Annotated in this window: 29 protein-coding genes and 2 tRNA genes; 26 read left to right on the top strand and 5 right to left on the bottom strand. The window is 58.6% G+C overall.

Annotated features, from left to right (window positions below; translation table 11 throughout):
* Positions 1 to 335 precede the first annotated feature (335 nt).
* The 17 genes from ACZZZU_RS07935 to nadA all read left to right on the top strand — a co-directional run bounded on the left by ACZZZU_RS07935 (position 336) and on the right by nadA (position 13,813).
* Positions 336 to 557 carry an FmdB family zinc ribbon protein gene (locus tag ACZZZU_RS07935; RefSeq protein WP_110616213.1) on the top strand — a complete coding sequence of 74 codons (222 nt, stop codon included), beginning with the start codon at positions 336 to 338 and terminating at the stop codon, positions 555 to 557.
* Between the two features lie 44 nt (positions 558 to 601).
* Positions 602 to 2,377 (top strand): aspartate--tRNA ligase, encoded by a 1,776-nt coding sequence (gene aspS / locus ACZZZU_RS07930; protein ID WP_463383513.1) that lies wholly within the window; start codon positions 602 to 604, stop codon positions 2,375 to 2,377.
* Positions 2,378 to 2,469: 92 nt separating this feature from the next.
* Positions 2,470 to 3,219, top strand: coding sequence for a YebC/PmpR family DNA-binding transcriptional regulator (locus ACZZZU_RS07925; RefSeq protein WP_463383512.1), 750 nt, complete (start codon positions 2,470 to 2,472; stop codon positions 3,217 to 3,219).
* A gap of 195 nt (positions 3,220 to 3,414) precedes the next feature.
* Complete coding sequence (ruvC, locus tag ACZZZU_RS07920) at positions 3,415 to 3,939, top strand: crossover junction endodeoxyribonuclease RuvC (RefSeq protein ID WP_122493921.1); 525 nt, start codon at positions 3,415 to 3,417, stop codon at positions 3,937 to 3,939.
* 31 nt (positions 3,940 to 3,970) lie between these two features.
* On the top strand, positions 3,971 to 4,576 hold the full coding sequence (gene ruvA / locus ACZZZU_RS07915) for a Holliday junction branch migration protein RuvA (protein WP_122493920.1): 606 nt from the start codon (positions 3,971 to 3,973) through the stop codon (positions 4,574 to 4,576).
* Positions 4,577 to 5,626, top strand: a complete 1,050-nt coding sequence (ruvB, locus tag ACZZZU_RS07910) for a Holliday junction branch migration DNA helicase RuvB (RefSeq protein ID WP_122493919.1) — start codon at positions 4,577 to 4,579, stop codon at positions 5,624 to 5,626.
* A 76-nt stretch (positions 5,627 to 5,702) separates the two neighbouring features.
* Positions 5,703 to 6,152 (top strand): tol-pal system-associated acyl-CoA thioesterase, encoded by a 450-nt coding sequence (ybgC, locus tag ACZZZU_RS07905; protein ID WP_463383510.1) that lies wholly within the window; start codon positions 5,703 to 5,705, stop codon positions 6,150 to 6,152.
* 2 nt (positions 6,153 to 6,154) lie between these two features.
* Positions 6,155 to 6,850: a protein TolQ gene (tolQ, locus tag ACZZZU_RS07900; RefSeq protein WP_122493917.1), complete on the top strand. Its 696-nt coding sequence runs from the start codon at positions 6,155 to 6,157 to the stop codon at positions 6,848 to 6,850.
* A 42-nt stretch (positions 6,851 to 6,892) separates the two neighbouring features.
* Positions 6,893 to 7,345 (top strand): protein TolR, encoded by a 453-nt coding sequence (tolR, locus tag ACZZZU_RS07895; RefSeq protein ID WP_122493916.1) that lies wholly within the window; start codon positions 6,893 to 6,895, stop codon positions 7,343 to 7,345.
* On the top strand, positions 7,345 to 8,346 hold the full coding sequence (gene tolA / locus ACZZZU_RS07890; protein ID WP_463550287.1) for a cell envelope integrity protein TolA: 1,002 nt from the start codon (positions 7,345 to 7,347) through the stop codon (positions 8,344 to 8,346). Before tolR ends, tolA begins: the two co-directional genes overlap by 1 nt.
* A 17-nt stretch (positions 8,347 to 8,363) precedes the next feature.
* The gene (gene tolB / locus ACZZZU_RS07885) at positions 8,364 to 9,644 is read left to right on the top strand and encodes a Tol-Pal system beta propeller repeat protein TolB (protein WP_206000609.1); all 1,281 of its coding nucleotides are present in this window, start codon (positions 8,364 to 8,366) and stop codon (positions 9,642 to 9,644) included.
* A 52-nt stretch (positions 9,645 to 9,696) separates the two neighbouring features.
* Positions 9,697 to 10,194, top strand: coding sequence for a peptidoglycan-associated lipoprotein Pal (pal, locus tag ACZZZU_RS07880; RefSeq protein WP_122452781.1), 498 nt, complete (start codon positions 9,697 to 9,699; stop codon positions 10,192 to 10,194).
* A 6-nt stretch (positions 10,195 to 10,200) separates the two neighbouring features.
* Positions 10,201 to 11,019, top strand: a complete 819-nt coding sequence (ybgF, locus tag ACZZZU_RS07875) for a tol-pal system protein YbgF (RefSeq protein ID WP_463550286.1) — start codon at positions 10,201 to 10,203, stop codon at positions 11,017 to 11,019.
* Between the two features lie 119 nt (positions 11,020 to 11,138).
* Positions 11,139 to 11,786, top strand: coding sequence for a 7-carboxy-7-deazaguanine synthase QueE (queE, locus tag ACZZZU_RS07870; RefSeq protein ID WP_122494734.1), 648 nt, complete (start codon positions 11,139 to 11,141; stop codon positions 11,784 to 11,786).
* Between the two features lies 1 nt (position 11,787).
* Positions 11,788 to 12,462 carry a 7-cyano-7-deazaguanine synthase QueC gene (gene queC, locus ACZZZU_RS07865; protein WP_463383508.1) on the top strand — a complete coding sequence of 225 codons (675 nt, stop codon included), beginning with the start codon at positions 11,788 to 11,790 and terminating at the stop codon, positions 12,460 to 12,462.
* Positions 12,463 to 12,516: 54 nt separating this feature from the next.
* Positions 12,517 to 12,592: transfer RNA gene (locus tag ACZZZU_RS07860), tRNA-Lys, on the top strand.
* 162 nt (positions 12,593 to 12,754) lie between these two features.
* On the top strand, positions 12,755 to 13,813 hold the full coding sequence (gene nadA / locus ACZZZU_RS07855) for a quinolinate synthase NadA (protein ID WP_463383507.1): 1,059 nt from the start codon (positions 12,755 to 12,757) through the stop codon (positions 13,811 to 13,813).
* Positions 13,814 to 13,891: 78 nt separating this feature from the next.
* On the opposite strand, the gene ACZZZU_RS07850 is transcribed toward nadA, so the two are convergent.
* The gene (locus ACZZZU_RS07850; RefSeq protein ID WP_122493911.1) at positions 13,892 to 15,325 is read right to left on the bottom strand and encodes a M48 family metalloprotease; all 1,434 of its coding nucleotides are present in this window, start codon (positions 15,323 to 15,325) and stop codon (positions 13,892 to 13,894) included.
* A gap of 97 nt (positions 15,326 to 15,422) precedes the next feature.
* Between ACZZZU_RS07850 and ACZZZU_RS07845 the strand changes: the two genes are divergently transcribed.
* On the top strand, positions 15,423 to 15,662 hold the full coding sequence (locus ACZZZU_RS07845) for a sulfurtransferase TusA family protein (RefSeq protein ID WP_122493910.1): 240 nt from the start codon (positions 15,423 to 15,425) through the stop codon (positions 15,660 to 15,662).
* Between the two features lie 22 nt (positions 15,663 to 15,684).
* Complete coding sequence (locus ACZZZU_RS07840; protein WP_463550285.1) at positions 15,685 to 16,755, top strand: AI-2E family transporter; 1,071 nt, start codon at positions 15,685 to 15,687, stop codon at positions 16,753 to 16,755.
* A 66-nt stretch (positions 16,756 to 16,821) separates the two neighbouring features.
* Here ACZZZU_RS07840 and ACZZZU_RS07835 read toward each other — a convergent pair whose 3' ends face one another.
* Positions 16,822 to 17,295 (bottom strand): peroxiredoxin, encoded by a 474-nt coding sequence (locus ACZZZU_RS07835; RefSeq protein ID WP_463539730.1) that lies wholly within the window; start codon positions 17,293 to 17,295, stop codon positions 16,822 to 16,824.
* Between the two features lie 11 nt (positions 17,296 to 17,306).
* A complete protein-coding gene (locus tag ACZZZU_RS07830; protein ID WP_122493907.1) occupies positions 17,307 to 17,867 on the bottom strand; it encodes a glycine cleavage system transcriptional repressor in 561 nt (186 codons plus the stop codon).
* Positions 17,868 to 18,034: 167 nt separating this feature from the next.
* Between ACZZZU_RS07830 and dapA the strand changes: the two genes are divergently transcribed.
* The 4 genes from dapA (at position 18,035) to ACZZZU_RS07810 (ending at position 21,290) form a co-directional block, all read left to right on the top strand.
* On the top strand, positions 18,035 to 18,913 hold the full coding sequence (gene dapA, locus ACZZZU_RS07825; protein ID WP_463550284.1) for a 4-hydroxy-tetrahydrodipicolinate synthase: 879 nt from the start codon (positions 18,035 to 18,037) through the stop codon (positions 18,911 to 18,913).
* An 18-nt stretch (positions 18,914 to 18,931) separates the two neighbouring features.
* A complete protein-coding gene (gene bamC, locus ACZZZU_RS07820) occupies positions 18,932 to 20,050 on the top strand; it encodes an outer membrane protein assembly factor BamC (protein WP_463550283.1) in 1,119 nt (372 codons plus the stop codon).
* A 125-nt stretch (positions 20,051 to 20,175) separates the two neighbouring features.
* On the top strand, positions 20,176 to 21,045 hold the full coding sequence (locus ACZZZU_RS07815) for a phosphoribosylaminoimidazolesuccinocarboxamide synthase (RefSeq protein ID WP_463383503.1): 870 nt from the start codon (positions 20,176 to 20,178) through the stop codon (positions 21,043 to 21,045).
* A gap of 155 nt (positions 21,046 to 21,200) precedes the next feature.
* Positions 21,201 to 21,290: transfer RNA gene (locus tag ACZZZU_RS07810), tRNA-Ser, on the top strand.
* A 97-nt stretch (positions 21,291 to 21,387) separates the two neighbouring features.
* On the opposite strand, the gene ACZZZU_RS07805 is transcribed toward ACZZZU_RS07810, so the two are convergent.
* Entirely contained in the window at positions 21,388 to 22,095 is a 708-nt protein-coding gene (locus ACZZZU_RS07805) for an NUDIX hydrolase (RefSeq protein ID WP_463383502.1), read from the bottom strand.
* Positions 22,096 to 22,275: 180 nt separating this feature from the next.
* On the opposite strand from ACZZZU_RS07805, the gene ACZZZU_RS07800 reads away from it, so the two are divergent.
* Genes ACZZZU_RS07800 through nadE form a run of 3 tightly spaced genes read left to right on the top strand, consistent with a single transcriptional unit; the run spans position 22,276 to position 24,992 of the window.
* On the top strand, positions 22,276 to 22,923 hold the full coding sequence (locus tag ACZZZU_RS07800; RefSeq protein ID WP_463550282.1) for a nicotinamidase: 648 nt from the start codon (positions 22,276 to 22,278) through the stop codon (positions 22,921 to 22,923).
* Between the two features lie 10 nt (positions 22,924 to 22,933).
* Positions 22,934 to 24,166, top strand: coding sequence for a nicotinate phosphoribosyltransferase (gene pncB, locus ACZZZU_RS07795; protein WP_122493901.1), 1,233 nt, complete (start codon positions 22,934 to 22,936; stop codon positions 24,164 to 24,166).
* Position 24,167: 1 nt separating this feature from the next.
* On the top strand, positions 24,168 to 24,992 hold the full coding sequence (gene nadE / locus ACZZZU_RS07790) for an ammonia-dependent NAD(+) synthetase (RefSeq protein ID WP_463550281.1): 825 nt from the start codon (positions 24,168 to 24,170) through the stop codon (positions 24,990 to 24,992).
* 63 nt (positions 24,993 to 25,055) lie between these two features.
* Here the strand turns inward: nadE and ACZZZU_RS07785 are convergent, their stop codons facing one another.
* Positions 25,056 to 26,333, bottom strand: coding sequence for a flavin-containing monooxygenase (locus ACZZZU_RS07785; protein ID WP_463550280.1), 1,278 nt, complete (start codon positions 26,331 to 26,333; stop codon positions 25,056 to 25,058).
* Positions 26,334 to 26,628 lie beyond the last annotated feature (295 nt).

The following is a 26,628-nucleotide window of genomic DNA, read 5'->3' as shown; positions in this document are numbered from 1 at the left end:
TTTTTCAGGCTAATGAAGACGGGCTGACGCGATGGCGAGAGCCTAGCATGGGCCCTAGGGGGGATGTCGCGGTGCGAGAGTCAATAAATGCTATTGGGCAAATGCATTGCACGCTTGGACGCCTGCGCTGTTAATCGCGTTCAGTTCGCGCACGACTTTCCGCTTAATTGACTGTTATTGGCTGCTGGCGTGCACGGTTTTTGGGTTTATTGCCAGGCGCGATCCGTCATATACTCCCGCACCTTGCCGCGAGCAGGCGTCCCCTGCGCAATCGCGGCGCGCCCAGGGCCAGCCCCAGGGCCGAGTTTGCAGTCACGCATGCTGAGATGAGCCAAATGCCAATTTACGATTACCAATGCGCTTCCTGTGGCCATCAGATGGAAGCCATTCAGAAATTCAGCGATTCGCCTCTGGTCGATTGCCCGACCTGCAAGGCCCCCGAGTTGAAGAAGTTGCTGTCCATGCCGGGCTTTCGTTTGAAGGGCAACGGCTGGTACGAAACCGATTTCAAGACCGGCGCTAAAAAGAACCTCGCTGGCGGCGACAAAGCCGATTAAGCAGCACCCCGATTAGTCGAATTACGAGAAGCGAAACCACCATCATGATGCGCAGCCATTATTGCGGCCAATTGAACGAGAGCCTGGAAGGTCAGGAAGTCACCCTGTGCGGTTGGGTTCATCGCCGCCGAGATCACGGCGGGGTGATCTTCCTAGACATCCGCGACCGTGAAGGTCTGGCCCAGGTGGTATTCGATCCGGACCGCGCCGACACCTTCGCCAAGGCTGACCGCGTGCGCAGCGAGTACGTGGTGAAAATCACCGGTAAAGTGCGCCTGCGTCCGGCCGGCGCCAACAACGCCAACATGGCATCCGGCGCCATTGAAGTGCTGGGTTATGAGTTGGAAGTGCTCAACGAAGCGGAAACCCCGCCGTTCTCGCTCAACGAATACACCGACGTCGGTGAAGAAACCCGTTTGCGCTATCGCTTCATTGATTTGCGCCGTCCGGAAATGGCCGAGAAGCTCAAGCTGCGCTCGCGCGTGACCAGCAGCATCCGCCGTTACCTCGACGAAAACGGTTTCATTGACGTGGAAACGCCGATTCTCACCCGCGCCACGCCCGAAGGCGCCCGTGACTACCTGGTGCCTAGCCGTACCCACCCCGGTAGCTTCTTCGCATTGCCACAATCTCCGCAGCTGTTCAAACAACTGCTGATGGTTGCCGGCTTCGACCGTTACTACCAGATCGCCAAATGCTTCCGCGACGAAGACCTGCGTGCTGACCGTCAGCCGGAATTCACCCAGATCGACATCGAAACCAGCTTCCTCGACGAAGACGACATTATCGGCATCACCGAGAAGATGATTCGCCAGCTGTTCAAGGAAGTGTTGAACCTGGAATTCGGCGAATTCCCGCACATGCCGTTCTCCGAAGCCATGAGCCGCTACGGTTCCGACAAGCCGGACCTGCGTATTCCGCTGGAACTGGTCGACGTTGCCGATCAGCTTAAAGACGTGGACTTCAAAGTATTCAGCGGTCCGGCCAACGACCCGAAATGCCGCATCGCTGCCCTGCGTGTTCCTGGCGGTGGCGCCATGCCGCGCAAGCAAATCGACGATTACACCAAGTTCGTCGGCAACTACGGCGCCAAGGGCCTGGCGTACATCAAGGTCAACGAGCGCGCCAAAGGTGTTGAAGGCCTGCAATCGCCCATCGTGAAAAACATTCCGGAAGCCAACCTCAACGTCATTCTTGACCGCGTAGGCGCTGTGGATGGCGACATCGTGTTCTTCGGCGCTGACAAAACCAAGATCGTGTGCGATGCCCTCGGCGCGCTGCGTATCAAGGTGGGCCATGACCTGAATCTGCTGACCTGCGAATGGGCGCCGATGTGGGTGGTGGACTTCCCGATGTTCGAAGAAGCCGACGACGGCAGCCTGAACTCGCTGCACCACCCGTTCACCTCGCCCAAGTGCACTCCCGAAGAGCTGGAAGCCAACCCGGCTGCCGCTCTGTCGCGCGCTTACGACATGGTGTTGAACGGTACTGAATTGGGTGGCGGTTCAATCCGTATCCACGACAAGGCCATGCAGCAAACGGTATTCCGCGTGCTGGGCATCAGCGAAGAAGAGCAAGAAGAGAAGTTCGGCTTCCTGCTCGACGCGCTGAAATTCGGCGCACCGCCCCACGGTGGTCTGGCGTTTGGCCTCGACCGTCTGGTGATGCTGATGACCGGTGCGCAGTCGATTCGTGAAGTGATCGCCTTCCCGAAAACCCAAAGCGCTGCCGATGTGATGACGCAGGCGCCGGGCGAAGTCGATGCGCGTCAGCTGCGCGACTTGCACATTCGTTTGCGCGAGCAGGTTAAAGCCGACTAAGGCTTTTGTTGGGCTTCTATAGCGCCCCTCTCTCGTCCGGGACAGGGGCGTTTTCAATTCAAATGGTTTGAACGGAAAGGACGGAGCGAGTTATGGCGGGTCATTCCAAATGGGCCAACATCAAGCATCGTAAAGGGCGTCAGGACGCCAAAAAGGGCAAGATTTTCACCAAGCTGATTCGTGAACTGACGGTCGCGGCCAGCCAGGGCGGCGGCATTCCGGCCGACAACCCGCGCTTGCGACTCGCGGTGGACAAGGCGCTGGGCGCCAACATGACCCGTGACACCATCGATCGCGCGATCGCCCGTGGGGTGGGCGCGGACGACGGCACCAAGGTTGAGGAACTGAGCTACGAGGGTTACGCACCGAACGGTGTGGCGGTGATCGTCGAAGCCATGACCGACAACCGCAATCGCACCGCTGCGGCGGTGCGCCACGCCTTTACCAAGTGCGGCGGCAACCTCGGCACCGATGGTTCGGTGGCGTATATGTTCGACCGCAAAGGCCAGATCAGCTTCGCCCCCGGCGTCGATGAAGATGCGCTGATGGAAGCGGCACTTGAAGCGGGCGCCGACGATGTGGTCACCCATGAAGACGGCTCTATCGATGTGTTCACCAGTTTCGTCGACTTCATTTCCGTCAACGAAGCGCTGCAAAAAGCCGGCTTCAAAGGCGAGGAGGCGGAGATCAACATGATTCCGTCGATCACCGTCGAGCTAAGTGAGCTGGAGACGGCGCAGAAGGTGCTCAAGCTGATCGACATGCTCGAAGACCTGGACGACGTGCAAAACGTGTATTTCAACGGCCAGATTCCAGAAGAGATCATGGAGCAGGTGGGGTAACCGCGGTGGAAATGCATCGAGGCTAAAGCCTCTCCCACAGGCAGGTACGGTTCCTGTAGGAGAGGCTTTAGCCTCGATTGCGCCCTATAGGGGATGTTCGGCAAACCGCCTGCGCCGCCGCAACCGTCGCTATGCGCGTCCCCCATCTGCCTTTAAGCTGACCCCACTTACCCCCTTCGCCCAATCGCAGGTGCTATGACCCTTATTCTCGGCATTGACCCCGGTTCCCGCATCACCGGTTATGGCGTGGTGCGTGACATCGGGCGTGGCTGTGAGTACGTGGCCTCGGGCTGCATCCGTACCGGCGCCGGCGAGCTGCATGAACGGTTGCAAATCGTGTTTCGCGGCGTGCGCGAGGTGATCGAAACGTACGGGCCGATCACCATGGGTATCGAGAAAGTGTTTATGGCCAAGAACGCCGACTCCGCACTCAAGCTCGGTCAGGCCAGGGGCGCGGCGATTGTTGCCGCCGCCGAGCATGGGTTGGAAATTGCCGAGTACACGGCTACCCAAGTGAAGCAGGCAATTGCCGGCACGGGCGGGGCGGACAAGCAGCAGGTGCAGTTGATGGTGATGCACTTACTGAAATTGACACAAAAACCGCAGATCGATGCCTCTGACGCGCTGGCAATTGCCTTGTGTCATGCCCACACTCGCTCCAGTTTGATCCCTCATGGCCTGGTCGGCGCTCGCAGTCGCGGCGGGCGTCTGCGTCTGTGAGGCTGCGCTTCTTTATTAAGGAACTGATGTTGTGATTGGACGCCTGCGCGGGACCTTGCTGGAAAAGCAGCCGCCGCACCTTATCGTCGATGTGAACGGCGTGGGGTACGAAATCGAAGTGCCGATGACCACGCTGTATCGCTTGCCGTCGCTGGGCGAGCCGGTGACGTTGCACACCCATTTGGTGGTGCGCGAAGACGCTCATCTGCTGTTTGGTTTCGCCGAGAAGCGCGAGCGCGAGCTGTTCCGTGAGCTGATTCGTCTTAACGGCGTGGGGCCAAAGCTGGCGCTGGCGCTGATGTCTGGCCTGGAAGTCGATGAGCTGGTGCGCTGTGTGCAAGCGCAAGACACCTCGGCACTCACCCGCATTCCCGGCGTCGGCAAAAAGACCGCTGAGCGTTTGCTGGTGGAATTGAAAGACCGCTTCAAAGCCTGGGAAACCGTGCCGGGCATCGCCACTTTTGTCACTGAACCTCGTGCCGGTGGCACAGTCTCAAGTGCGGAGAACGATGCCGTGAGCGCCCTGATTTCCTTGGGCTTTAAGCCGCAAGAGGCCAGTCGCGCGGTATCGGCGGTGCAGGAAGAAGGTTTGAGCAGCGAAGAATTGATCCGTCGTTCATTGAAAGGAATGGTTTAAGTGATAGACGCCGATCGCCTGATCACCGCTTCTGGCCGTGACCGCGATGAACAACTGGACCGCGCCATTCGGCCGCTGCGCCTGGCTGAGTACATTGGTCAGCCGAAAGTCCGTGAGCAGATGGAGCTGTTTATTCAGGCGGCGCGCGGCCGTGCCGAATCCCTTGACCACACCTTGATCTTCGGGCCGCCCGGTCTGGGTAAAACCACGCTCGCCAATATCATTGCCCAGGAAATGGGCGTGTCGATCAAGAGCACCTCGGGTCCGGTTCTTGAACGCCCCGGCGATCTGGCGGCGATGCTGACCAATCTTGAGCCTGGCGACGTGCTGTTTATCGATGAAATCCATCGCCTGTCTCCCATCGTTGAAGAAGTGCTGTACCCGGCGATGGAAGATTTTCAGCTCGACATCATGATCGGCGAAGGGCCCGCTGCACGTTCGATCAAACTCGATTTGCCTCCTTTTACCTTGGTCGGCGCCACTACCCGCGCGGGCATGCTGACCAATCCGCTGCGTGACCGTTTCGGCATTGTTCAGCGCCTCGAGTTTTACAGCACGGCGGACCTGGCTACGATCGTTCAGCGCTCGGCCGGCATTCTTGGCTTGCCGCTGGATGCCGATGGCGCGTTTGAAATTGCCCGTCGCGCCCGTGGCACACCGCGTATTGCCAACCGCTTACTGCGCCGCGTGCGCGACTTCGCTGAAGTGCGTGCTCAGGGGCATATCACGCGCGCGATTGCAGACCTGGCGCTGAATTTGTTGGATGTCGATGAGCATGGTTTCGACCATCAGGACCGACGCCTGCTGTTGACCATGATCGAGAAGTTCGACGGCGGCCCAGTGGGCGTCGACAGTCTCGCGGCGGCCATTAGCGAAGAGCGGCACACCATCGAAGATGTGCTCGAACCGTACCTGATTCAGCAGGGCTACATCATGCGTACACCGCGCGGTCGTGTGGTGACCCGCCATGCTTATCTGCACTTTGGCCTCAACGTGCCCAAGCGCATGGGTGATCTGCCGCAGACCGATCTGTTTGCAGTGGACGAATAAGATGAACTTGCAGATGCAAATGGATGAAAAACAGTTGGTTTGCCCAATTGGCAACCCGGGGAGTAAGCACTAGAGTATGCGCGCGCAAAATGGGCTTGAGCCGTTCACGCATCGCTGTCGGGTTTACTACGAAGACACCGATGCCGGCGGCATCGTTTACTACGTCAATTATCTGAAATTCATGGAGCGGGCCCGCACCGAGCGGCTACGTGATCTGGGCTTTTCCCAGTCACAGCTGGCGGGCGACATGTTGTTTGTCGTGCATTCCAGCGAAGCGCGTTATCACGTGCCGGCGCGGTTGGACGATGAGCTGCTGGTGAGTGCCGACGTAATCGAATTAAACCGTGCCAGCCTGCGCTTCCGTCAACAGGTGCGGCGGGCTACGGATAAAACGCTGCTCTGTGAAGGGCAGTTCCTGGTGGCCTGTGTGCGCGCCGACAGTTTGAAACCCCGGGCCATTCCCGAAGCGTTGCGTACCGCCTTTGCCGGCGTGAGCGACGCGGGTACATCTAAAGCAGGAGATTAAGCGTGGAAGCCACCGTCGTCGACCATACCTCTATGTGGAGCCTGATCAGCAACGCCAGCATCGTGGTACAGCTGGTCATGCTGATCCTTGTAGGCGCATCGGTTACCTCATGGATCATGATTTTCCAGCGCAGCACCATGATCCGTGCAGCCCGCCGTTCGCTTGAATCGTTTGAAGAGCGCTTCTGGTCGGGTATCGATTTGTCCAAGCTGTATCGCCAAGCGGGTGCCAACCCGGACCCGGATTCGGGCGTGGAGCAGATTTTCCGTGGCGGTTTCAAAGAGTTCTCGCGCCTGCGTCAGCAGCCGGGCGTTGACCCTGACGCAGTCATGGACGGCGTGAACCGTGCCATGCGCGTTGCCATCTCCCGCGAAGAAGAAAAGCTCGAGCAGAGCTTGCCGTTCCTGGCCACCGTAGGTTCCACCAGCCCGTACATCGGTCTGTTCGGCACCGTGTGGGGCATCATGAACTCCTTCCGTGGTCTGGCCTCCGCTCAACAAGCCACGCTGGCGACCGTAGCGCCGGGTATTGCCGAAGCCTTGATCGCCACGGCCATCGGCCTGTTCGCTGCGATTCCGGCGGTAATTGCCTATAACCGTTTTGCTGCTCGCGGCGAAACCCTGATCGGCCGCTACTACACCTTCGCCGATGAATTCCAAGCCATCTTGCACCGCAAAGTGCACACCAGCGACGAATAAGACGCCGGTTCTACTGAAGGCTATATGGAAAGGTTTTAACTCATGGCACGTATTCGTAAGAGACGTAAACCAGTCGCCGAAATGAACGTGGTGCCCTACATCGACGTGATGTTGGTGCTGCTGGTGATTTTCATGGTGACTGCCCCGATGCTCAACCAGGGTGTGAAGGTGGATTTGCCCAAGGTGTCGAGCGATGCCTTGCCGCAAGACAACAACACCCAGGTGCTGACCATCTCGATCAAGGCCGACAAGACCTACTACTGGAACCTGGGTAGTGAAGTGGACACCGACAAGCAGCAGGCCAAAGCCCTGACGCTGCCGGAAATGACCACTGCCGTGACCGCGATCATGAATCAGAGCCGCGCCCAGGGTAAGCAAACTCAAGTGTTTATCCGCGCCGACAAAGTGGTCGACTACGGTGCCGTGATGGCCGCTATGGGCGGGCTGCAGCAAGCGGGCGTGGGTAACGTCGGCCTGATTACCGAGGCGCCCTGATGCAGGAACGCGAGCGCTCCTCATCGGAAGGCTATTTCTGGCCAAGCATTTGGGCGGTAGGGCTGCATGTCCTGCTGTTCGGCATGCTGTTTGTCAGCTTTGCTTTTACGCCGGAGCTTCCACCGACTAAACCCATTGTTCAGGCCACACTGTACGAGCTCAAATCCAAGAGCCCGGCGACCACGCAGACCAATCAGAAAATTGCCGGCGAAGCCAAGAAAACTGCCGCCAAGCAATATGAAGTCGAGCAACTGGAAGCCAAGAAAGTTGAGCAGGAAAAGCAGGCCGTGAAGGCCGCAGAACAAAAGAAAGCGGAAGAAGCTCAAAAAGCCGAACAAGCTGAGGCAGAGGCGGCCAAGGCAGCCGAAGCGAAAAAGGCAGCTGAAACCAAAGCGGCCGAAGAAAAGAAACTCGCCGATATCGCGAAAAAGAAAACCGAAGAAGAAAAGAAAAAAGCTGAAGAAGAGGCCAAGAAGAAAGCCGACGCTGAAGCCGAGAAGAAAAAAGCCGCGGACGATGCCAAGAAAAAGGCAGCCGATGCGAAGAAAGCAGCAGACGCTAAAAAGAAAGAAGCGGAGGCCGTGAAAAAGAAAGCAGCCGAAGCCGCCCGCAAATCCGCCCAAGATAAAAAGGCGCAGGCGCTGGCAGAACTGCTGTCGGATACAACCGAGCGTGAAGCGACCACCGCTGATGAAGTGGGCGACACCGTTTCCGGAAACTTCGATGATTTGATTCGTATGCGGGCTTCGGAAGTGTGGACTCGTCCACCAGGCGCCCGAAATGGTATGGCGGTAGTTCTGCAGATCACCATGCTGCCGGACGGCACCATTACCAGTGCAAGTATTGCCAAATCGAGCGGTAACGCGCCGTTTGATAACTCGGCTGTAGCCGCAGTGAAAAACATTGGGCGTTTAGTAGAAATGCAGGGTCTGAGTCCTACTGACTTTAATCCGTACCGTTCATTCAAGATGACCTTCAAACCTGAGGATCTAGATTTGTGATCAACCTTCTTCGAGGAATGCTCCTGGTCCTTTGCTGCGCTGCAGGACTGGCAGTGGCAGAGGAAAAAAACATTGTGGTTGGCACCGGCTCTGACCGCGCCATCCCAATTGCCGTGGTTCCGTTCGGCTGGCAGGGCGGCAATGTGTTGCCCGAAGACATGTCTGACCTGATCGGCAAAGACCTTCGCAACTCCGGTATTTTCGAACCGATCCCGCGCCAGAACATGATCAGCCTGCCGAGTCAGGCCAGCGAAGTGATCTTCCGTGATTGGAAAGCACTCGGCGCCCAATACGTGCTGGTCGGCAACATCGTGCCTAACGGCGGCCGACTCCAAGTGCAGTTCGCCTTGTTCAACGTGGCCACCGAGCAGCAAGTATTTGCCGGTAGCGTTGGCGGTACCACCGACCAACTTCGCGATATGTCGCACTACGTTTCGGATCAGTCGTTCGAAAAACTCACGGGCATCAAGGGCGCGTTTTCTACCCAGATGCTGTACGTGACTGCCGAGCGTTTCTCCGGCACCAACACCCGTTACACCTTGCAGCGTTCCGACTATGACGGCGCCCGCGCCGTGACATTGCTGCAATCGCGCGAGCCCATTTTGTCGCCGCGTTTCGCCAGCGATGGTAAGCGCATCGCCTATGTGTCGTTTGAACAGAAGCGTCCACGCATCTTTATTCAGCACATCGACACCGGGCGCCGTGAACAGATCACTAACTTCGAAGGCCTTAATGGCGCGCCGGCTTTCTCGCCGGACGGAAGCAAGTTGGCGTTTGTATTGTCGCGTGATGGCAACCCGGAAATTTATGTGATGGACCTGGGCAGTCGCCAGATGACCCGCGTGACCAATCACTACGCAATTGATACCGAACCGTTCTGGGGCAAGGACGGTCAGACTATTTACTTCACTTCGGATCGCGCTGGGAAACCACAGATCTACAAGACGAGTATTGGCGGCGGTGCAGTTGACCGGGTGACCTTTGTAGGTAACTACAATGCCAACCCTAAACTGTCTGCTGACGAGAAGACGTTGGTGATGATTCACCGTCAGGACGGTTTCACCAACTTCAAAGTTGCGGCGCAGGACCTTCAAACGTCCCGTTTGCGCATTCTTTCAGATACTAATCTGGATGAGTCGCCTACTGTTGCGCCCAACGGCACCATGGTAATCTACGCCACCCGCCAGCAGGGCCGTGGAGTCTTGATTCTTGCCTCCATCAATGGACGAGTAAAACTCCCGATTCCAACCGCGCAAGGCGAAATCCGAGAGCCATCCTGGTCGCCCTTCCTGAACTGACGCGGCGCTACACCTTTTACTTAACACACTGGGGTTCATTAGGAGTTTTACTATGGAAATGTTGAAATTCGGTAAGTTCGCAGCTCTGGCTCTGTCCATGGCCGTAGCAGTAGGTTGCTCCTCCAAAGGCGGCGACAACGCTGGCGAAGGCGCTGTTGATCCAAACGCTGGCTACAACGCTAACAACAGCGGCGTAGACGGCAGCATGAGCGAAGAAGCTGCTCTGCGCGCTATCACTACTTTCTACTTCGAATACGACAGCTCGGATCTGAAGCCAGAAGCCATGCGCGCTCTTGACGTTCACGCCAAGGACCTGAAAGGCAACGGCGCTCGCGTCGTTCTGGAAGGCAACACCGACGAACGCGGCACCCGCGAGTACAACATGGCTCTGGGCGAGCGTCGCGCCAAAGCTGTTCAGCGCTACCTCGTGCTGCAAGGTGTTTCCCCAGCTCAGCTGGAACTGGTTTCCTACGGTGAAGAGCGTCCAGTTGCTACCGGCAACGACGAGCAATCCTGGGCTCAAAACCGTCGCGTTGAACTGCGTAAGTAATTCGACATGCGAACGTGCCGTCGTGCTCTGACTATATTGACTCTCAGCCTTCCGCTTTCAGCGTGGGCTGCGGTTCCGGTGGTAGAAGACAACGCCAGTAATGGCGGTGGCAGCTATCCACCTGCAGGTTATGGCACGACCGGCGCCTATGCAGGGGGAGGGGTTACGGCCCCTGCCTCGGCACAGGGCGAGCTGTTCATGCAGCTGCAACAAATGCAAGACGAAGTCGCGCGTCTGCGCGGCATGGTCGAGGAGCAACAGAACGAAATTCAGCGCCTGAAACAAGAAGGCCTGGAGCGTTATCAAGACCTCGACAGACGTATAGCTGGCGGCGCCACTGGTGCTCCTGCCGCTACTCAAGATTCCAGCAACGCCGGGGCTATCAATGCCGGCGCTGCGCCTGTTCAGCCGGCAGCGCAACAGCCTGCGGCGAGTTCAGAGCCGGGTGATCCGGCGAAGGAAAAGCTCTATTACGATGCTGCCTTCGATCTCATCAAAGCTAAAGACTTCGACAAAGCCAGCCAGGCTTTCGCCGCATTCCTGCGCAAATACCCACAAAGCCAATATGCCGGTAACGCGCAATATTGGTTGGGCGAAGTAAACCTCACCAAAGGTGATCTGCAAGGCGCCGGTCAAGCGTTTGCCAAGGTTAGCCAGCTGTATCCGACTCATAACAAGGTGCCGGATTCGTTGTACAAACTTGCCGATGTTGAGCAGCGTCTAGGCCATACCGACAAAGCCAAAGGTATCTTGCAGCAAGTTATTGCGCAGTACCCCGGCAGCTCAGCCGCACAGTTGGCCCAGCGGGATTTGCAGCGTTTGTAAAAGCCTGACTTTCTGTTCAATAAAACCCGCGCCTGTCGCGGGTTTTTTGTTTAGAATCGCCGCCCCAATTCCCGCAACGGAGGCGGATGGCCTGTTTCGCCGTCACGCCCGTGGCTGATATGCAAAAAAACCTGCGCATTACCGAGATTTTTTATTCGTTGCAGGGTGAGACGCGCACTGCCGGTTTACCGACTGTGTTCGTTCGCCTGACTGGCTGCCCGTTACGCTGCCAGTACTGCGACACCGCCTACGCCTTCAGCGGCGGCGAAATCATGTCCCTCGACGACATCGTTGAGCAGATTGCGGCGTATAAGCCGCGCTACGTCTGTGTCACCGGTGGCGAGCCACTGGCTCAGCCCAACTGCATTCCTCTGCTGGAGCGCCTGTGCGACGCCGGCTTCGAGGTGTCGCTGGAAACCAGTGGCGCGCTCGATGTGTCGGCGGTCGACCCACGTGTGAGCAAGGTGGTCGATCTCAAGACCCCAGGTTCGGCGGAGGTTGGCCGCAATCGCTACGAGAATATCGAGTTCCTGACGGAAAACGATCAGGTCAAATTCGTTATCTGTTCCCGTGAAGACTACGACTGGTCCGTCTCCAAACTCATCCAGTACGGTTTGCAGAACCGTGCCGGTGAAGTGTTGTTTTCGCCCAGCCACCAACAAGTAGACGCCCGTGCGTTGGCCGACTGGATTGTGGCCGACAACCTGCCAGTGCGTTTGCAGTTGCAGCTGCACAAAATTCTTTGGAACGACCAGCCGGGGCACTGACATGACGACGAAAAAAGCGGTAATTCTGCTCTCCGGCGGCCTCGACTCCGCCACCGTTGTGGCGATGGCCAAGGCCGACGGTTACGCCTGCTACACCATGAGTTTCGACTATGGCCAGCGTCACCGTTCCGAGCTGCAAGCCGCCGAGCGCGTGGCCGAACAGCTCGGCGTCATCGAGCACAAAGTGATTGGCTTGAACCTCAACGGCATGGGCGGTTCGGCGTTGACCGACAGCAGCATCGCCGTGCCGGAAACGCCCGGCGAAGGCATTCCGGTGACGTACGTTCCGGCACGCAATACCGTATTCCTCTCGCTCGCTCTGGGTTGGGCTGAAGTACTCGGCGCGCAGGATATTTTTATTGGCGTGAACGCGGTGGACTACTCGGGTTATCCCGATTGCCGCCCCGAGTTCGTCGAGGCGTTTGAGCGCATGGCCAATCTGGCCACCAAGGCGGGCGTGGAAGGGCAGGGCTTTCGTATCCAGGCGCCGTTGCAGTTTCTGAGCAAGGCGCAGATCGTTCAGGCAGGCATGGCGCAGGGCGTCGATTACGCATTGACTGTCTCGTGCTACCAGGCCGACGACGATGGCCGCGCCTGTGGCAAGTGCGACAGCTGTCGTTTGCGCGCTGCCGGGTTTGCCGAGGCCGGCGTGAATGACCCTACGAGATATTTCTAAATCTTTACCGCATGCTGTTGATTTTATGAATTAAATCAGTATTATGCACACCGCGGGTCGTTAGCTCAGTTGGTAGAGCAGTTGGCTTTTAACCAATTGGTCGTAGGTTCGAGTCCCACACGACCCACCATATTTCCTTCGCAAGAAGGACCGGAAAACCCGGAACATTCCACCGCGAATGTTCCGGGTTTTTTCGTTTCTGTCGTCCCAGTTTTATTCTCGCCGCGCGCTTGCGCTGACATTCGGGCGGGTATACTCCGCCCCACTGAAAGCATATTCAGAGCCTGATGACATGACCCAGATTTCCGAACGCCTGTTGGTTCAGGCACACCTCGATGCCAAACAACCCAAGCCCCTGTCGCCGGAAGAAGAGGCGCGTTTGCGCGCAGACATTGCGGCCGAACTGAAGGCGCAGGATGCGGTGTTGGTCGCGCACTACTATTGCGATCCGGTGATTCAGGCGCTGGCCGAAGAAACCGGCGGTTGCGTGTCCGACTCGCTGGAAATGGCGCGGTTCGGCAACCAGCACTCGGCCAAAACCGTGCTGGTTGCGGGCGTGAAATTCATGGGTGAGACCGCGAAGATTCTCAACCCTGAAAAGCGCGTTTTAATGCCGACGCTGGAAGCGACCTGCTCGCTGGACCTCGGCTGTCCGGTAGATGAATTCTCTGCATTTTGCGACCAGCATCCCGAGCGCACGGTGGTGGTGTACGCCAACACCTCGGCCGCCGTTAAGGCGCGTGCCGACTGGGTGGTGACATCGAGCTGCGCGTTGGAAATCGTCGAAAGCCTGATGGATAACGGCGAGAAAATCATCTGGGCGCCCGACAAGCACCTGGGCCGCTATATCCAGAAACAGACCGGCGCCGACATGCTGCTCTGGGACGGTGCCTGCATCGTTCACGAAGAGTTCAAGTCCAAACAGCTCGAAGACATGAAGGCGCTGTACCCGGACGCCGCCATTCTCGTGCACCCCGAGTCGCCGGAGTCGGTTATTGATCTGGCCGATGCGGTGGGCTCGACCAGTCAGCTGATCAAAGCCGCGCAGACCTTGCCAAACTCCACGTTCATCGTCGCCACTGACCGCGGCATCTTCTACAAGATGCAGCAGCTGTGCCCCGATAAGATTTTCGTGGAAGCGCCAACAGCCGGCAATGGCGCGGCCTGTCGCAGCTGCGCGCATTGTCCGTGGATGGCGATGAATACCCTGGAGCGCACGCTGCAATGTTTGCGTGAGGGCAGCAATGAAATCTTCGTTGACCCGGCGTTGATTCCGCGCGCGCTCAAGCCGCTCAAACGTATGCTCGATTTCACTCAGGCGGCGCGGTTGAAGGTGGTCGGTAACGCTTGATGGATTGGCGTTGCGGCTATCGCGGCTGAAGCGGCTCCTACAAGGAGCGCGCCGTGTCGGGATTCGCCGCGAGGCTTTTTAGCGCATCAACTGCTTGATCATGCGTTGTTGCTCCATGATTTCTTTCTGTCTGGCATCGATTTTCGAGGCCAGCGGGAAGTTGTTGATGGCGCGGCGTTTGGCGAAGTCCAGTTGTTCCAGCGCCTGGTCAAAGTCAGCCATCAAGGCGAAGTACTCGGCACGCGCTTGATGCAGGCCGATGATGTCGCCCGCCTGGCCGCGCACTTCGGCGATTTGGTACCAGACATCCGGGTCGTTTGGCCGAGCTTTCAGCAGTTCTTCTAGCGCTTTCTGCGCCTGCGGTGCCTGGTTCTGTTTCAACAGTAAATCGATGCGGCTTTGTTGCAGCGGGTAGTCGTCTGGGAACTGGCTGAGCATTTTGTCGACGCGCTGCTTGGCATCCGGCAGGCGGTTAGCGGTGATGTCCAAGTCAACCTGCGCCAGGTTATAGGTGATGTTGCTGGGGTCTTTCTTCAGCAATATCGCCAGGCTGTCGCGGGCTTCGTTGAGCTGGCCGTTCTTCACTTGCGCCAGGGCCAGGCCGTAGCGGGCGGCGTCCATGCCAGGGTCGTCTTGCAACATGGCGCGGAAGCGCTTGCCGGCGATGCCCGGCGTTTCCTCGAAGGTGAGCTGAACCCGTGCGCGCATCAGCTGATATTGCAGGGTGTCTTCACGACCGGTCGCGCCGAATTGTTCGGCGCGGTTGCGGGTGTCGGCGATACGCGATTCGGTCACCGGGTGAGTCAGCAAGAATTCGGGCGGACGTTTGTCGTAGCGGTATTGGCGGGCCATGCGTTCGAACATGTTCGGCATGGCGCGCGGGTCGTAACCGGCGCGCTCAAGATTGACCACGCCGACGCGGTCGGCCTCTTGTTCGTTCTGCCGCGAGAAGCGCAGCTGGTTCTGGATGGCCGCCGCCTGCGTGCCCATGATCGTTGCCATGCCGACGTCCCCGGCACCGGCTGCCGCCGCGATAATGCCGGCGAGCATCGCCGCCATCACCGGAATTTGCATTTGTTGTTGGGCCTGCAAGCCTCGGGCGTAGTGGCGCTGAATCAAGTGACCCAATTCGTGCGCCAATACGGCGGCGTATTCCGCTTCGGTTTGCGCGTACAGAAACAGACCGCCGTTTACGCCAATGACGCCGCCGGGTGCGGCGAAGGCGTTGATCTGCGGGTCTTTGATCAGGATGAACACCAAGCGATGGTCATGCAGGTCGCTGGTTTCGGCGAGCTTGTACACGCTGCTTTCCACGAACGCTTTGAGCTGCGGGTCGTTCAGCTGCGGCACCTGGCTGCGCACCACGCTGAGCCAGGCGCGGCCCAGTTGAAACTCCTGCTCCGGCGACACAATGGAGGAGCTCGAGTCGCCCAGCGAGGGCAGGTCGTCGGCGATGGCGGGGGAGGCGAGCAAGCAGGCAAGTGACAGCAGAGTGGGGCGCAGAAGATTCATGCACGGAGCTCTTGGCGGCAAAGTCGCTACTGTAGCCGCCATGGCGGTCGGCTGACCACCTCGGTATCCTGATCCACCGATTTTGGAGCCCGATTTGATGAGTGATGCTGTGAACGCTGATGCCGAGCTGGATGCCAGCGGCCTGAATTGCCCGCTGCCGCTGCTTAAGGCCAAGCTCGAACTCAATCGTCTGGCCAGTGGCGCGGTGTTGAAAGTGACCGCCACCGATGCCGGCTCTCAGCGCGACTTCCACGCCTTCGCCAGGCTGGCCGGCCACACGCTTCTGCATGAAGAAGTGGACGCTGGCGTTTACCGCTACTGGTTGCGCAAGGCCTAGCTCAAGCCGTTAAGGAATTGTGATGTTCAACGTGTTACGCAATTGGGTGCAGCGCTATTTCTCGGACGAGCAAGCCGTGGTGCTTGCCGTGCTGCTGGTGGTCGCGTTCGCGGTCATTCTGACGTTCGGCGGCATGCTCGCGCCGGTGCTGGCGGGCTTGGTTTTGGCGTTTCTGATGCAGGGACTGGTGCGTACGTTGCAGCGTTTGCGAGTGCCGAAGGTGGCGGCGGTGTGGGTGGTGTTCGCCTGCTTCATGGGGTTGCTGAGCGTTTGCTTATTGGTGATGGTGCCATTGCTCTGGCAGCAGGTGATCAAGCTGTTCAACGAGCTGCCGGGCATGTTGGGCAAATGGCAATCGCTGCTGCTGTTGTTGCCAGAGCGATATCCGCAGTTGGTTTCCGATGAGCAAGTGCTGCACTTGATCGAAGTGGTGCGCAATGAAATCGGCAGCTTCGGCCAGATGGCATTGACGGTTTCGCTGTCGAGCCTGCCGTTGCTAGTCAACGCCATGATCTATCTGGTGCTGGTGCCGATTCTGGTGTTTTTCTTTTTGAAAGACGGCGCATTGATTGCGCGCTGGCTGCGCAGTTATCTGCCCCGTGAACGCACGCTGATAACGCGAGTGGCGCGGGAAATGAACCAGCAAATCGCCAATTACATTCGCGGCAAAGTCATCGAAATTCTGATTTGTGGCGGGGCGACCTACGTGGCATTCATCGCCCTGGGGCTTAACTACGCGGCGCTGTTGGCATTGCTGGTCGGGCTTTCGGTTGTGGTGCCTTATGTGGGCGCCGTGGTGGTTACCGTGCCGGTTGCCCTCATTGCGTTGTTCCAGTGGGGCTGGGGCGATCAGTTTATTTACCTGATGGCGGTGTACGGCATCATCCAGGCATTGGACGGCAACGTATTGGTGCCGCTGTTGTTCGCAGAAGCGGTGAACCTGCATCCGGTGGTCATCATCTGCGCGGTACTGCTGTTCGGCGGTATGTGGGGTTTCTGGGGCATCTTCTTTGCCATTCCGTTGGCCACGCTGTGCAAGGCCTTGCTCGACGCCTGGCCCCGGCAGGAGCCGGTGGTGGCGCCGTTGATGTAAAGCCTGCGTCGCACGCACAAAAAAGCCCAGCACTTAGCCGGGCTTTTCGTTGGCGAACGGTGCTGCTTAGTTGGCGTTCAGCGCCTGGGCGGCAGCCAGCACGGCGTCGACATGGCCAGGCACTTTCACGCCGCGCCATTCCTGACGCAACACGCCATTCGCGTCGATCAGAAAGGTGCTGCGATCCACGCCCAGGTATTCCTTGCCGTAGAGCTTTTTCAGCTTGATCACGTCGAACAACTGGCACAGCGCTTCGTCTTTATCCGACAGCAGCTCGAAGGGGAATTCCTGCTTGCACTTGAAGTTCTCGTGCGACTTCAGGCTGTCGCGCGATACGCCAAATACTTCGGTGTTCGCCGCTTTGAAGGCCGCGTATTGATCGCGGAAGCCCTGGCCTTCGGTGGTGCAGCCGGGCGTGCTGTCTTTGGGGTAGAAATAAATCACCACCTGCTGGCCTTTTAGCGCCGAGAGGGTGATTTGCTTGCCGCTGGTGGCCGGCACGGTGAAGTCGGCCACGGCCTGGTCGAGGGAAACGCTCATGCGGGAGTTCCTTATGCAGGCGTTTGTGGGCGCCAGGGTTCGATCAGGGCATCCAGGTTCAACGCGTCGGCGAAGTCGAGGAATTGGTCGCGCAGCCAGCTGATTTGCGTGCCGGCAGGCAGCGTGACGGTCAGCGTGGCGTTAAGCATGGTGCCGCCGGTTTGCGGCGCCAGGTAGGTGTCGCAGGTGAGGTTTTCCAGCTCCACATTGTGGTCGAGGAAAAACTGGCACAGCTCATTAAGAATGTCGGGACGGTACGCCGAGCTGACGTACGCGACGTAGGGCAGCGCCTGCGGGCGGACTTCAGCCGCTGCGCTGCGCACCACGCTGGCGGTGAACGCGTGCTTTTTCGACAGCGAAGGCAGGCTGGTTTCCAGGCGGGCCAAAGCGTCCCAGCTACCCGACACCTGAACGACCAGCGCGCTGTATTCACCATGACGACTCAACCGCGTGCTGACCACGGCGCAACGGTTCTCATGGCAAGTGCGGCAGAGAATGTTGGTCAGCTCCATCGGGTTGGTGCCAAGGGCACTGATGACAAGGAATTGTTCGCGGACGATGGGGGTGGACATGCAGCATTCCTAAAGCGATGAGCGGTCGGCAGGTTAACTGTCGATCAAAGCCGGAAGGTTAGCGAAAACTGTCGCTGAGGGGAATGCTCATAGCGCGGTACTTCGCTTGTGCAAGGCAGGTGGCGCCAGTACCATTACGGCTCTCTTTTTCCGGCAGGAGCGGTTGCATGATTGCGGGCAGTATGGTGGCACTGGTCACGCCTATGGATGCGCAGGGTCGTCTTGATTGGGACGCGCTGAGCAAGCTGGTGGACTTCCACCTGCAAGAAGGCACCAACGCCATTGTCGCGGTCGGCACCACCGGTGAGTCGGCGACCCTGGATGTCAACGAACACATCGAAGTGATCCGCCGCGTAGTCGATCAGGTCGCCGGGCGTATTCCGGTCATTGCCGGCACGGGGGCAAACTCCACGCGCGAAGCGGTCGAGCTCACCACCAACGCCAAGATCGCCGGCGCCGATGCCTGCCTGCTGGTCACCCCGTACTACAACAAGCCGACCCAGGAAGGCTTGTATCAGCACTTCCGCCACATCGCTGAAGCCGTGGCCATTCCGCAGATTCTCTACAACGTTCCCGGCCGCACCGTGTGCGACATGCTGCCGGAAACAGTTGAGCGTCTGTCGAAGATCTCCAACATCGTCGGTATCAAGGAAGCCACGGGCGACCTGCAACGCGGCCAGGAAGTGCTGGACCGTGTGAGCAGCGATTTCCTCGTGTATTCCGGCGATGACGCCACCGCCGTCGAGCTGATGCTGATGGGCGGCAAAGGCAATATTTCCGTGACTGCCAACGTTGCACCGCGCGCCATGAGCGAGCTTTGCGCTGCGGCGATGGCCGGCGATGCCGTGACAGCCCGGGCGATCCATGACCGCCTGATGCCGCTGCACAAAACGCTGTTCATCGAATCCAACCCGATTCCGGTGAAGTGGGCCCTGCAGGAAATGGGCTTGATGGTCGAAGGCATTCGTCTGCCGCTGACCTGGCTTAGTCCGCGTTGTCATGAACCGCTGCGTCAGGCCCTGCGCCAGTCCGGCGTATTGGTTTAATTGAAGGAAGCACTACGCATGAAGCGACTGGCCGGACTTTCTGCCCTTGCCGTAATCATTTCCAGCACCAGCGGTTGCGGGTGGCTGTGGGGTGAAGATGGTTATTTCCGTGATCGTGGCAGTGATTACCTGACCCAACACCAGAGCCCGGCGATGCAAGTGCCGCAGGGCCTCGACGTTAAACCGCTCGACCCGCTGCTGCCTGTTCCACGTAACGTGGCCGACTCCACCGTACAGGGCGAATACGACGTACCGCGTCCGCAACCGCTGACTGCCCAGGCCGACTCCAGCGAATTCAGCCTGCAAAAAAGCGGCGATGCCCGTTGGCTGGTGGCGCAGCGTCCGCCGGCAGAAGTCTGGCCAGTGGCTCATCAGTTCTTTGAAGACAACGGCTTTCGCATTAGCGAAGACCGTCCGCAAACCGGCGAATTCAGCACCGACTGGCAGCGTTTCGAAGAACTGTCCGCTCCGATGGCGCGTCGCCTCAGCGGTCGTGTCGCCGATGTTGATCCGAAAAGCGAAACCCGCGTTCGCGTTCGTATCGAGCCGGGCGTTCAACGCAACACCAGCGAAATTTATGTCGTAAGTGCCGCGCGTCCAGCCGACAGCACCGCCGACGTCGCCTTCCCGGACAAATCGACCAACGCCAGCCTCGACGCTGCGCTGCTCGACGAAATGCTCGCCAGCATGGCGCGTAGCGCTGAGCAGGGCGGTTCGGTTTCTTTGCTCGCCGCACGCGACTTCGACGCGCCGAGCCGCGTCAGCCTGACCGAAGACGGCAACAACAATCCGGTGCTGAACCTGGGTGCCGACTTCGACCGCGCTTGGTCCAGCGTGGGCCGTTCGTTGGAAACCGCCAACGTGCGCGTCGACGACCTCAACCGCAGCTTGGGTGTGTACTACATCAACCTGGCTGAAGGCGCAGAGAGCAAAGACAAAGAGCGCGGTTTCTTCAGCCGTCTGTGGAGCAGCGAGCCGACCAAAGAAGAGGTCGACGCCCGTGCCGAGCGTTATCAAGTGCGCCTGACCAAAGCCGCCGACAACGTGCAAGTCACCGTGGAAAAAGACCTCAATACCGTGGCACCGGCCGAAGTGGCCCGCCGCGTTCTGGCCTTGATCCAGGAAAACCTGGGCTGATGATGTTCCAGCCGCCCTTGATGGGGCGGCAGGGGCGGGGCCACAAGGCTCCTGCAGCTCGCTTGATCGATAGGCGAAACCCTGGTGGTTTCGCCTGTTTCGTTTAATAAAGGCGGAAATTTTCCATGACCACTCCCTCCACCTTGAGCTTGAAGAAAATCTATTCCGGCAAGGTTCGTGATCTGTACGAAATCGACGACGCGCGCATGCTGATGGTTGCCACCGACCGTCTCTCCGCCTTCGACGTCATTCTTGCCGAGCCGATTCCGGACAAAGGCAAGATTCTCACCGCCATTTCCAACTTCTGGTTCGACAAACTCGCCGGCATCGTCCCCAACCACTTCACCGGCGACCGCGTTGAAGACGTTGTGCCAGCGGCCGAGCTGCCGTTGGTGGAAGGGCGCGCCGTGGTGGCCAAGCGGCTGAAACCGGTCGCCGTGGAGGCGATCGTGCGTGGCTACATTGTGGGTTCCGGCTGGAAGGAATACCAAAAAAGCGGCACCGTCTGTGGCATTCAACTGCCGGCCGGGTTGAAGGAAGCGTCGAAGCTGGCTCAGCCGATCTTCACGCCGTCGACCAAAGCGGCGGTGGGCGACCATGACGAAAATATCTCGTTTGAGCAGTGCGAGGCGGTGATCGGCAAGGAGCTGGCCGCCAAGGTTCGCGACACCGCCATCGCCTTGTACAGCGCGGCGGTGGAATACGCCGCCACGCGCGGCATCATCATCGCCGACACCAAGTTTGAGTTCGGCCTTGATGAAAACGGCACGCTGACCTTGATGGACGAAGCGCTGACGCCTGACTCCAGCCGTTTCTGGCCCGTGGAAAGCTACGTGGAAGGCAAGAACCCGCCGAGCTTCGACAAGCAATTCGTGCGTGACTGGCTGGAATCCACCGGTTGGAACAAAGAGCCGCCGGCTCCGGCAGTGCCCGCTGACGTCGCGCAGAAGACCGCCGACAAATACCGCGAAGCGCTGACCAAACTCACGGCGTAACGCTCAGCTCTGCAACGCAAAAGAGAGGCTTCGGCCTCTCTTTTGCGTTTAGTCGAGGGCGGGGCAGTAATTAGCGCAACCGCCTGAAAGCAGGCGAAAAATTTCCATTTTTGGGTTTCACCAATCGCAATTGAGCTGTTATCATGCGCGCCGCTGGGGAGATGCCGGAGTGGCCGAACGGGACGGATTCGAAATCCGTTGTATCAGCGATGGTACCTAGGGTTCGAATCCCTATTTCCCCGCCATCATTTAAAACGAAAGCCCCCGAAATCTTCACGGTTTCGGGGGCTTTTGCGTTTCCGGGGTTTGGTCGTCGGCAGTGAGCGCGCCCCTGTCAAAAACTCATTCCAGAAAGCAGCGATCAAACAGGTACAGGCTGGAAGGCTTGATGTTTTCCAGCGTCGCCTGTGGTCGTCCGCCGTCGCCGTTTTTCTTGCGGCCGGTTTCGCGCAAATAGCCGGCTTCGGTCATTTTCATCAAGCGTTGTCGCATGCTGGTTTTCAGCACGGGGCGGGCCAGCACTTGGGAAAAAATCATCACCGCTTCCGGCGCGCTGAATTCATTGCCGAGGAACATCAGCGGCAGGCTGCTGTAGAGCGATTTCGACAGCAGCCGTTCGTGTGCCGCCTTCACTAGGGCGTTGTGGTCGAAAGGCAATTTGAGCGAAGCGTCCGACGCGTCAGCCAGCGGGAAAAACGCCTGGGTGCTGTTGAGCGCTACGTCTTCGTAGGCGATGGCCAGATAGAAGGTTGAAGACGACCAGCACCGTGGATCGCGAAACGCATCGCCGACGGTGCCCACTTGCTCAATGTAGGCTAGCGCCATGCCCACCTTGTTGGAGGCGCGCAGGCGGTCTACGGCATCGTCCAGTGTCAGGTCGGCTGTCGCGCCATTGACCACGATGCCCGGCAACGCCCAATGCCCGGCAAACGGTTCGGCTTCGCGCTTGTTGAGCAGAATCTGCAGCGCCTGGCTGTCGCGGCAATAGCGCACAACGCAGAGGTCGACGGTGTGGAGGTAGGCGCTTCGTTCTTCTCGATGGTTTGGCATTTCAGTTACCGCAGGGCAGGGTGGTGGCGCATCGCTTTGGTGCGTTGAAAGGTATATGTCATGTACTTTCTTTTCAAGCTTGTTGAGGGGATTGCGCTTTTATAAGAAATAAATACGACTCGGGTGTTGAACTGTAAGTACATGACGTGTACTTTGTGAGTCGTGTACAGGAGAGATGCCATGAACAGTGCCGTGACGAACACCGCTTCCTTCGATGTTGATGCGCAGAAAAGCTTCACCCCGCTGTGCCCTGATGAGTTGCCCGTCGCTGGCGGAGACCTGATTGGCGCCGAGCTGAATGTGATGGCGAGCCTGGCCCGCGTTCGTGTCGGCAGCAAAGATGCCCACACGCCGATGGCGCCTTGGGTGGTGGCTCAGCCTTCACAGATGTTGCAGGCGACCGGCCTCGAGCACGCCGACCTCACGTGGGTGAGCCACTGCGTACCGGGTACCGAAGGCTTCACGCTGCTTGATGAGCTGCCGACTCCCTACGACTACGACTATTTCGTGTGGAAGGGCGTGGAGCCGGACCTTCACCCATACGGCGCCTGCTACCACGATTTGCACAACAAACTGTCCACGGGGGTTATCGAATACCTGCGCGGTCAGGACATTTCACGGGTCATCGTGGGTGGGCTGGCATTGGATTTCTGCGTGAAGACCACTGCGTTGCAGCTGGCATCCGCAGGCTTCGACGTAATCGTCCATCTTCCCGCCTGCCGCGCGATTAGCGAAGATGGCGCCCAACAAGCGGTCGCCGACATGCAGGCGCAAGGCATACGCCTGAGCAGCAGCCGCGAACAGTTAGCCTTGATGCAAGGCCAATAAGGACATGACCATGGAAAGTGCTTACGGCCGCGAAGGCGGGGTGATTCAGAGTCTTCTGGATACCGACTACTACACCTTCACCATGATGCAGGCGGTTCTGCACCAGCACCCGAACGTCGATGTGGAATACCAATTCATCGTGCGCTCCAAGGAAAACCTGGGGCACCTGATTCCGGAAATTCGCGAGGAACTGGAGAAGTTGTCTCAGCTGCGTATGCGCGACGACGAGCTGCGCTTCCTGTTCAACCGACGTTTTCGCGAATACCTGACGCCTGACTTCGAGCAGTTTTTAGGATTGTTCCGCTTCAACCTGCGCTACATCCTGGTCAACGAAGTGGATGGGCAACTGAATATTCGCGTCCGTGGCCCGATGCTGCACTGCATCATGTTTGAGCAGCCGGTGTTGGCCTTGGTCAGCGAGCTGCGTAACCGCGAGAAATACGCCGATATCGAGTTGGAAGATGTCACGCGTCGGCTGTATCAGAAGTTCGAATGGCTGGAAAAAAACGTCAGTAAAGAAGAACTCGCCGACTTTCGTGTGTCTGACTTTTCAACACGCCGGCGTTTATCGTTCAAAGCGCAGCGTGAGGTGGTCGACATCATGCGCCGCGATTTCCCCGGCGTGTTTGTCGGCACCAGTAACGGGCACTTGGCCTACGAGTTCGATCTTCCGTTGATTGGCACAATGGCGCACCAGTGGCTGATGGTTCACCAGCAACTGAGCCGCTTGCGTGAAAGCCAGAACGTGGCATTGGAAAACTGGGTGCATGAATACCGCGGGCGCTTGGGCATTGCCCTGACCGACTGCATCAGCACAGATTTTTTCCTCAAGGATTTCGATCTGTATTTCGCCAAGCTTTACGACGGGCTGCGCCAGGACTCGGGCAACCCAATCGTTTGGGCTGACAAAGTGCTGGCCCGCTATGGTCAGTTGGGGATCGACCCGATGACCAAAGAACTGATGTTTTCCGATGGGCTGAATTTCGAAAAGTGCTTGCCCATCCTGCGTCACGTTCGCGGCAGGGCAAAATTCGGCTTTGGCATGGGCACGAGCTTGGCCTGTGACGTAGACGGTGTAGAGCCGTTGAGTATTGTGATGAAACTGGTGCGGGTGCACGGCGAACCGGTGGTGAAGTTCTCCGACGACCCGGTGAAAAATGTCTGCGAAGACGCCTCGTTCCTGCAATACGCCTCGAACGTATTCGGCGTACGCGACACCAAACAGCAACTGGTAGGAGTGTGAAATGGGCACGGCAAAACAAGATGCGATTGCGCGCGAGCTGGGGGTAAACCGCCAGTTGGCCAAAGGTGGCGAGCAAGCGGAAATTGCTCGTCGTGTCGACTTTATCAAAGGCGTGGTGCGCAATTCGGGTTGCAAGTCGCTGGTGCTGGGCATCAGTGGTGGCGTCGATTCGCTGACCGCCGGGCGCCTGTGTCAGCTGGCCGCCGAACAACTGCGTGACGAAGGTTATGAGGCCCAGTTCATTGCCGTGCGCCTGCCGTACAAAACCCAGGCTGACGAGCATCATGCCCAGGCCTCGCTGGACTTTATCAAGCCGGACAAAATCACCACCGTTAACATCGCCGACAGTGTCGAAGGCCTGATGTCCAACATCGCCATCGAAGGGTTGCAGCCGAGCGAGGGGCTGATCGACTTCACCAAGGGCAACGTGAAAGCGCGCACGCGGATGGTGGCTCAGTACGCTATCGCCAACTTCACCAACGGTTTGGTGGTGGGCACCGACCACGCGGCCGAGGCGTTGATGGGCTTCTTCACCAAATTCGGTGACGGTGCCTGCGATTTGGCGCCGTTAAGCGGCTTGTGCAAAAGCCAGGTGCGGATGGTGAGCGCTGCATTGGGCGCGCCCCATGAGCTGGTGTTCAAGGCGCCTACTGCGGATCTGGAAGAGTTAGTGCCAGGCAAGTTGGACGAAGATTCGTACGGCTGCACCTACGAAGACATCGACAACTATCTGCTAGGCAATGAAGTGCCTGCCGCGGCGGTGGAGATCATCGAGCGCGCGTTCGCCAAAACAGCGCACAAGCGCGCACTGCCTCTGGCGCCGTAACACAGCGTCTATTCCGGCCTGTGTCATATCGAGCGCGCTGTTACAGCGTGCTCGATATCGTTTTTATCCCTGCGTTTTCCGTTGCGCCGCGTCGCGATAGGCGAGGTATTTGCGCTGCGTGGCGATATGGTCGGCGATAATTTTCGCGTCGTGCCACACCCCCCAGATAAACGTCGAGCCTCGGCGTAGCAGCCAGGGCAGGCCCAGGAAGTAAACCCCAGGCTCGCTGGACACGCCGCGTTGATGCTGCGGCTTGCCATTGGCGTCGAAGGCATTCACCTGCAGCCAGCTGTAATCCACCGCATAGCCGGTGGCCCAGATAATCGAAGTGACACCGGCCTCGGCTAAATCCAGCTGCAAGAGGGGGTTTTTTACGCACTCTGGTTCCGGCAAGAAGAAACGGGCTTCCGGTTCTTCGGGAAGATCGAGCCCGTTGCGAGCGATATAGGCATCGGCCGCGTCCAGCAGCGACAGATAATTCTGATCCCCATTGGCCAGGTTCTGAGCGAGATCGCCCTTGAATTTCACTACGCCATGCTCGAACGAGTCGGTCAGTCCCACCAGTGTGATGCCCAGTTTCGCCAGGGCACGAAAGTCCACGGTATGGCCACCGCGAGCACCGCTGACGGCAATGGTCACATGCTCTTTGCCGGGCTTGCTGGCGGGCGCATCCCATTCGCCCAACACCCCGAGCCACCAACAGAAATCACGGTTGCGGTACGCGCGCGGCGGGCGATCGTGGGCGCCTACCGACAAGTACACCTGCTTGCCCGCACGCTGCAATTCGTCGGCAATTTGCACACCGGAAGAGCCCGCGCCAACGACCAGCACTGCGCCCTCGGGCAATTGTGCCGGGTTGCGGTAGTCGGCTGAGTGGATCTGGTGAATGTCGGTGGCGGTGGGTGCAATCGGTGGAATCACCGGGCGCTGAAACGGACCGGTTGCCGCCACGATTCGGTTGGCTTCGTAGGTGCCTTCTGAGGTCTCAATGGTAAATCCTGCGCGTTCCGCGTTGCGGGTGACTTTTTTCACCTCGACGCCGGTGCGGATCGGCGCGTTGAATTTTTTCGCATAGGTCACGAAATAGTCGGCGACGCGCTCTTTTGAGGCGAACGCGTCGGGCTCCAGGTCGTCGAATTCCAAGCCGGGAAAACGGTCGTGCCACACCGGACCGTTGGCCACCAAAGAATCCCAGCGGCCCGAGCGCCACGCTTCAGCAATACGGCTTCGCTCCAGGACCAGATGCGGTACGCCGAGGTTGTTCAGGTGCTCGCTCATGGCGATGCCGGCTTGGCCTGCGCCAATCACAAGTGTGTCGATGGAGATTTTTTCGGCTGTCACATCTCAGTCCTTCTGAATGGCGTTTGGCCTTTCCCGGTCGTGACGAGCGAAATGGTTGGCGCCGCCATTACCGAGGAGATAGGGCGCATTCTGTTCAGAGGAAGGAAATAGCGAAAATATGATTTATGTAGTCGCTAGCTAGGAAAAAGATGCCTCTGCGGAGGCCGCACGGCGTGTCGTGCAAGCGGGGCTATGGGAAGCGACGTCCACGCTGCGGCGCAGCGTACGAAGTGGCTTTAATGGGCTGCGCAATGCGTTGTGCCGCCCTGGGGCTTTAGCAGATACTGCGCGTGGA

The organism is Pseudomonas sp. AC136 (assembly GCF_979258585.1).
This window is presented reverse-complemented; position numbering and strand designations above follow the sequence as displayed.

What these genes read in the sequence shown, in the direction of transcription:
- ACZZZU_RS07815 (WP_463383503.1), top strand. Translation starts at nt 20,176, where the DNA reads ATGACCACTCCCTCCACCTTGAGCTTGAAGAAAATCTATTCCGGCAAG.
- ACZZZU_RS07935 (WP_110616213.1), top strand. Translation starts at nt 336, where the DNA reads ATGCCAATTTACGATTACCAATGCGCTTCCTGTGGCCATCAGATGGAA.
- ACZZZU_RS07925 (WP_463383512.1), top strand. Translation starts at nt 2,470, where the DNA reads ATGGCGGGTCATTCCAAATGGGCCAACATCAAGCATCGTAAAGGGCGT.
- ybgF (WP_463550286.1), top strand. Translation starts at nt 10,201, where the DNA reads ATGCGAACGTGCCGTCGTGCTCTGACTATATTGACTCTCAGCCTTCCG.
- ACZZZU_RS07840 (WP_463550285.1), top strand. Translation starts at nt 15,685, where the DNA reads ATGTTCAACGTGTTACGCAATTGGGTGCAGCGCTATTTCTCGGACGAG.
- tolA (WP_463550287.1), top strand. Translation starts at nt 7,345, where the DNA reads ATGCAGGAACGCGAGCGCTCCTCATCGGAAGGCTATTTCTGGCCAAGC.
- queE (WP_122494734.1), top strand. Translation starts at nt 11,139, where the DNA reads ATGCAAAAAAACCTGCGCATTACCGAGATTTTTTATTCGTTGCAGGGT.
- pal (WP_122452781.1), top strand. Translation starts at nt 9,697, where the DNA reads ATGGAAATGTTGAAATTCGGTAAGTTCGCAGCTCTGGCTCTGTCCATG.
- ACZZZU_RS07800 (WP_463550282.1), top strand. Translation starts at nt 22,276, where the DNA reads ATGAACAGTGCCGTGACGAACACCGCTTCCTTCGATGTTGATGCGCAG.
- ACZZZU_RS07835 (WP_463539730.1), bottom strand. Translation starts at nt 17,295, where the DNA reads ATGAGCGTTTCCCTCGACCAGGCCGTGGCCGACTTCACCGTGCCGGCC.
- nadE (WP_463550281.1), top strand. Translation starts at nt 24,168, where the DNA reads ATGGGCACGGCAAAACAAGATGCGATTGCGCGCGAGCTGGGGGTAAAC.
- pncB (WP_122493901.1), top strand. Translation starts at nt 22,934, where the DNA reads ATGGAAAGTGCTTACGGCCGCGAAGGCGGGGTGATTCAGAGTCTTCTG.
- bamC (WP_463550283.1), top strand. Translation starts at nt 18,932, where the DNA reads ATGAAGCGACTGGCCGGACTTTCTGCCCTTGCCGTAATCATTTCCAGC.
- queC (WP_463383508.1), top strand. Translation starts at nt 11,788, where the DNA reads ATGACGACGAAAAAAGCGGTAATTCTGCTCTCCGGCGGCCTCGACTCC.
- ACZZZU_RS07805 (WP_463383502.1), bottom strand. Translation starts at nt 22,095, where the DNA reads ATGCCAAACCATCGAGAAGAACGAAGCGCCTACCTCCACACCGTCGAC.
- dapA (WP_463550284.1), top strand. Translation starts at nt 18,035, where the DNA reads ATGATTGCGGGCAGTATGGTGGCACTGGTCACGCCTATGGATGCGCAG.
- ACZZZU_RS07845 (WP_122493910.1), top strand. Translation starts at nt 15,423, where the DNA reads ATGAGTGATGCTGTGAACGCTGATGCCGAGCTGGATGCCAGCGGCCTG.
- nadA (WP_463383507.1), top strand. Translation starts at nt 12,755, where the DNA reads ATGACCCAGATTTCCGAACGCCTGTTGGTTCAGGCACACCTCGATGCC.
- ybgC (WP_463383510.1), top strand. Translation starts at nt 5,703, where the DNA reads ATGCGCGCGCAAAATGGGCTTGAGCCGTTCACGCATCGCTGTCGGGTT.
- tolR (WP_122493916.1), top strand. Translation starts at nt 6,893, where the DNA reads ATGGCACGTATTCGTAAGAGACGTAAACCAGTCGCCGAAATGAACGTG.
- aspS (WP_463383513.1), top strand. Translation starts at nt 602, where the DNA reads ATGATGCGCAGCCATTATTGCGGCCAATTGAACGAGAGCCTGGAAGGT.
- ruvC (WP_122493921.1), top strand. Translation starts at nt 3,415, where the DNA reads ATGACCCTTATTCTCGGCATTGACCCCGGTTCCCGCATCACCGGTTAT.
- ACZZZU_RS07850 (WP_122493911.1), bottom strand. Translation starts at nt 15,325, where the DNA reads ATGAATCTTCTGCGCCCCACTCTGCTGTCACTTGCCTGCTTGCTCGCC.
- ACZZZU_RS07830 (WP_122493907.1), bottom strand. Translation starts at nt 17,867, where the DNA reads ATGTCCACCCCCATCGTCCGCGAACAATTCCTTGTCATCAGTGCCCTT.
- tolB (WP_206000609.1), top strand. Translation starts at nt 8,364, where the DNA reads ATGCTCCTGGTCCTTTGCTGCGCTGCAGGACTGGCAGTGGCAGAGGAA.